At 50.8% G+C, this 4,196-nt stretch carries 3 protein-coding genes; 2 read left to right on the top strand and 1 reads right to left on the bottom strand.

Going from position 1 to position 4,196, the window contains the following annotated elements:
- Window positions 1–444: 444 nt before the first annotated feature.
- Entirely contained in the window at window positions 445–810 is a 366-nt protein-coding gene (locus AAF564_26275; protein MEM8489080.1) for a hypothetical protein, read from the bottom strand.
- 390 nt (window positions 811–1,200) lie between these two features.
- On the opposite strand from AAF564_26275, the gene AAF564_26270 reads away from it, so the two are divergent.
- Window positions 1,201–1,488 (top strand): hypothetical protein, encoded by a 288-nt coding sequence (locus AAF564_26270; GenBank protein MEM8489079.1) that lies wholly within the window; start codon window positions 1,201–1,203, stop codon window positions 1,486–1,488.
- A 76-nt stretch (window positions 1,489–1,564) separates the two neighbouring features.
- Window positions 1,565–3,937, top strand: a complete 2,373-nt coding sequence (locus AAF564_26265; protein MEM8489078.1) for a glutamine--tRNA ligase/YqeY domain fusion protein — start codon at window positions 1,565–1,567, stop codon at window positions 3,935–3,937.
- Window positions 3,938–4,196: the final 259 nt, after the last annotated feature.

The raw sequence follows: 4,196 nt of genomic DNA, 5'->3' as shown, positions 1-4,196 counted from the left end.
GGCACGCGACATGTGTGAAAGAAACCTACAAAGGCGTGTCGCCGGGCATGCGGCGGCCAACAAGCTGGTAAGACAGGTGTTTGCAGTAGTCAAAAGCGGTGTTGCCTTCGACAATGATTATGTCGAAAAAATGAAACTGAATACTTGATTCTTAACACAGTTCATCCTGAGCCCCCGAAGGATCTCGGGTTAGCAGCGCGTAGAACAACGGTTGCAGCTTAAGGACTGGCGCAAATCTTTCCCCACGTCATCCTGAGCCCCCGAAGGATCTTGGGTTGGCAGCGCGTACAATCGTGATTGCAGATAAAGGACTGGCGATCTGCTCCCCATCATCCGGTGGAGACCCCATTACGTTGGCAAGGACGAGCGAAACAGGCTGAGCCAGGAACTGCGAGACCACCATAACGCATCCCGCGAAGCCTACAGCCTGAATGTACAATCCCGCTATTTCACGCGGGTGGCTTTGAAGTTGCCTTGTTCGTATTCGCCCGCGTGGTAGGAGCCAGAAATTGTGTTGCCTGTCAGCCGGCCATAGTGGTTAACCACCGTCCCATCAATGTCGTAGGAAAAAGCGATGTCTTTCCCTTGCATGCTGCCGGCAAGTTGCGCAACAGAGAAGTAGCCGAGATAATGTCCTGTGACAAGTGAATCCTGTTGGGCGAAAGAAACCATGACGGTCTCTGTAGCCGCTTCGTTTTCGAAGTTGACTTTCCAAACACCCGAGACGTCGGGTGGGAAAAGAGAAGGCGCAAGCGTAGTGAGGCCCAGGGCGCTCACGAGCAGCAGGGCACGTAGCGTGGAGTAAAACATGATCGCTTGGGAGGCATAGAATGTTTTGGATAGCAGCTCCCTGGCTTGATGTGGTGATCTGGTCTTGCTCTCCGTGTATGTTACGCAGAAAAGCGCTACCAGCTAAGTCAGGTACAAATTGCTGTAAACCCTAAACTTTCAGTTGTGGTGGTCTGGGTAGTTCGAAAGACATAGTATAAAATTTTTTGAAAATATCAAGGGTTTTGTGAAAAATATCTTTTGAACGATGAAACGGGATCCATTTAGGCTTGCCGCACGTCCTACGTCGCGCTGGAAAAAAAGCATGTTTGTACCTTATAAATAGAACGGGTACGTAGAAAAGGCGTGTAAAGGGTATCTTGAAGTTTCCCGAATCTTCTGATAACCAAAATTGATCGCAAACAAATGATCATGGGAGAAAAGTTTAAGCTTGGAGATCGTGTCAGGGTTCACCTGTATAATCAACACGGTCAATTGCTCGGTGCAGTAGAAGGCACCGTGAGCGACTTTTCGCCGGATACTGAAGTGGCACCCGGCATTAAGAAGAACCTGGTATGGGTTACAGGTATCGAGGATTACAAACGGGCAGATGAATCTGGTGAGTTGCAGGAAGCTGATGAGGGGTGGTTTGCAGATACTGATATCGAAAAGATCCAGGACGACGCGGGGCAACAAATGCCTCGACTATTCATGAATTAGTTTTACGGTTTTCTGTTGGCTGTTTTCCGTTTAATAGCCAGAAACGGAAAACCAGAATTGAAAACAAGTAAAGCACGTGGCTGCTTCTAAAACCGAAGACCTTACTACCACTGAACAGACTGCCGCTGAGCGGACTGCCGGCCCGAATTTCCTGCGGGCCATTATCGACAAAGACCTCGCAGAAGGTAAAAATGGCGGGGCCGTGGTAACCCGTTTCCCTCCTGAGCCCAATGGATACATGCATATCGGGCACGCCAGTTCGGTCTGTCTCAACTTTGGCATTGCCCGTGATTACGAAGGCGGCATTGCCCATCTCCGCTTCGACGATACAAATCCGGATACCGAAGAGATGGAGTACGTCGAAGCCATTAAGCGCGACGTAAAATGGCTCGGGTTTGATTATAAAGACAAGCTCTTTTTTGCTTCTGATTACTTTGAGCAGCTATATGGTTTCGCCGTTGACCTGATTGAGCAGGGCAAAGCCTATGTGGATAGCGAATCGGAAGAAGAAATCAGGGCACACCGTGGCACGGTCACTGAGCCGGGTGTACACAGTCGCTACCGCAATCGGACAGTAGAAGAAAATCTGGATTTGTTTGCCCGGATGCGGGCCGGCGAATTTCCCAATGGTACACACGTCTTGCGCGCCAAAATTGATATGGCGTCAAACAACATGCTCCTCCGCGATCCCGTGTTGTATCGTATCAAACACGCGCACCATTACCGCAGTGGTGATGCATGGTGTATTTACCCCTTGTACGACTTTGCGCATCCGCTCTCTGATGCCATTGAAGGGATTACCCACTCGATTTGTACCCTTGAATTTGAAGTGCACCGGCCGCTGTACGATTGGCTGGTAGAGAACGTGCGCGTTGACTGGAAGCCGCGTCCGCGCCAGCATGAGTTTGCCCGCAGGAATCTCGATTATACCATTGTGAGCAAGCGGAAGCTGCTACGGCTTGTTAACGAGGATTTTGTTGATGGATGGGATGATCCTCGTATGCCAACGGTATCAGCCATGCGCCGGCGTGGCTATACACCCGAGTCGATCCAGGCTTTTTGTGACCTGATTGGCATCGGTAAAGCTGAAAACCGCGTAGATATTGCACTGCTCGAATACAGCATCCGCAACGACCTGAACCACAAGGCGCCCCGCGTGATGAGCGTGCTGCATCCGCTCAAAGTGGTGATTACCAATTACCCGGCAGATAAAACTGAGCTGCTGGAGGCCTCTTATTGGCCGCACGATGTGCCGAAAGAAGGCTCCCGTCAAGTGCCTTTTTCGCGTGAGCTATTCGTAGAGCAGGGGGATTTTAAAGAAGACCCGTCTAAAAAGTTTTTCAGGCTTTCACCCGGACAAGAAGTTCGGCTGCGGTATGCTTATATCATCAGATGTGATGAGGTGGTGAAAGACGCTGAGGGCAATGTGGTGGAACTGCGCTGTTCATACGACCCCGAGTCGATGCGTGGTGGCGCAAATGCCGGCAAAAAAGTGAAAGGTACCATTCACTGGTTGTCTGCACCCCACGCTGTGCCGGCTGAAGTGCGGCTGTATGACCGCCTGTTTGCCACGCCAGACCCTGAGCATTTTGCAGAAGGCGGCAGTTACCTGGATAACCTCAATCCGAATTCCAAACAAGTATTGACGGGTAGCTTCGTTGAGCCGAGTGTGGCTGGCGCTGATGCCATGACGCATTTCCAGTTTGAACGGCAGGGCTATTTCATTACCGATGAAAAAGACAGCCGGCCAGACAAGCTGGTGTTCAACCGGGTTGTTACCCTGCGTGACTCATGGGCCAAAATGAGCAAGGCAAAGCCGTCGGGTAACGGCAGCAGCAAGAAAGCAAAGAAGCAGCAGCAGGAAGTTGTTACCCGGACCCGTAAAGATATTGCGTCTGCACTACAGGAGCAGGGTGCTGAGGCTGTTGTGTCGTTTGAAAAATACGTGGATGACTGGGGCCTCAGCCTTCCTGAAGCTGAAGTGTTGGCTGTAGATACGGGTATGTCGAAACTTGTTGATGAGGCAGTTTCAGCTGGTGCATCAGGCAAATCTGCTGCTGCATGGGTAGTTAGTGTGCTGCCTGGGGAATTAAAAGATGCGGGTCTCGCTGATTTGAAGTTTGACGGTGCCGGCCTTGCAGGCCTGATCGCGTTGGTGGATGACGGTACCATATCCAATCGTACTGCAAAAGAAGTACTCGCAGAGATGATCAAAACAGGTGCATCTGCCGGCGATATTGTCGAGGGTAAAGGCCTCAAACAGGTCAGCGATACAACTGCTCTGACGGCCATTGTCGATGAACTCATTGGCAAGTTTCCTGACAAAGTAGCAGCCTACCGAAGCGGTAAAACAGGCTTGATGGGCTTCTTTGTGGGGCAGGCGATGAAAGCAACCAAAGGCCAGGCAAACCCGCAGGTACTCACGGAGTTACTGAAAGGGAAGCTATAGCAGGTCGAATGCCGCGTGATGCGAATTATTGCGTATTGTCACCGCCCTTCTTCCATGTCACCCTGAGCCGTACGAAGGGTCTGGGCAAGCTCGGTTCTGTGAATATAGAACACCGAACCAGGGGTGTTCAGAAAAATTTATTTATCCAATGTGCGGGGATACCATAAAGTACATTGCGCTCAATAGATGTGTCTCCGGGGCCTTTTGTCCGTGCTAAATCACAAGAGCTAGACGCATCTCTACATTAAAGCTCATCTCT

This window comes from Bacteroidota bacterium, from assembly GCA_039111535.1.
GTDB lineage: Bacteria > Bacteroidota > Rhodothermia > Rhodothermales > JAHQVL01 > JBCCIM01.
Note: the sequence above shows the minus strand (reverse complement) of the source record. Positions and strands in the feature narration are given on the sequence as shown.

Coding starts and splice junctions, on each gene's coding strand:
- AAF564_26270 (MEM8489079.1), top strand. CDS start 1,201: ATGGGAGAAAAGTTTAAGCTTGGAGATCGTGTCAGGGTTCACCTGTAT.
- AAF564_26275 (MEM8489080.1), bottom strand. CDS start 810: ATGTTTTACTCCACGCTACGTGCCCTGCTGCTCGTGAGCGCCCTGGGC.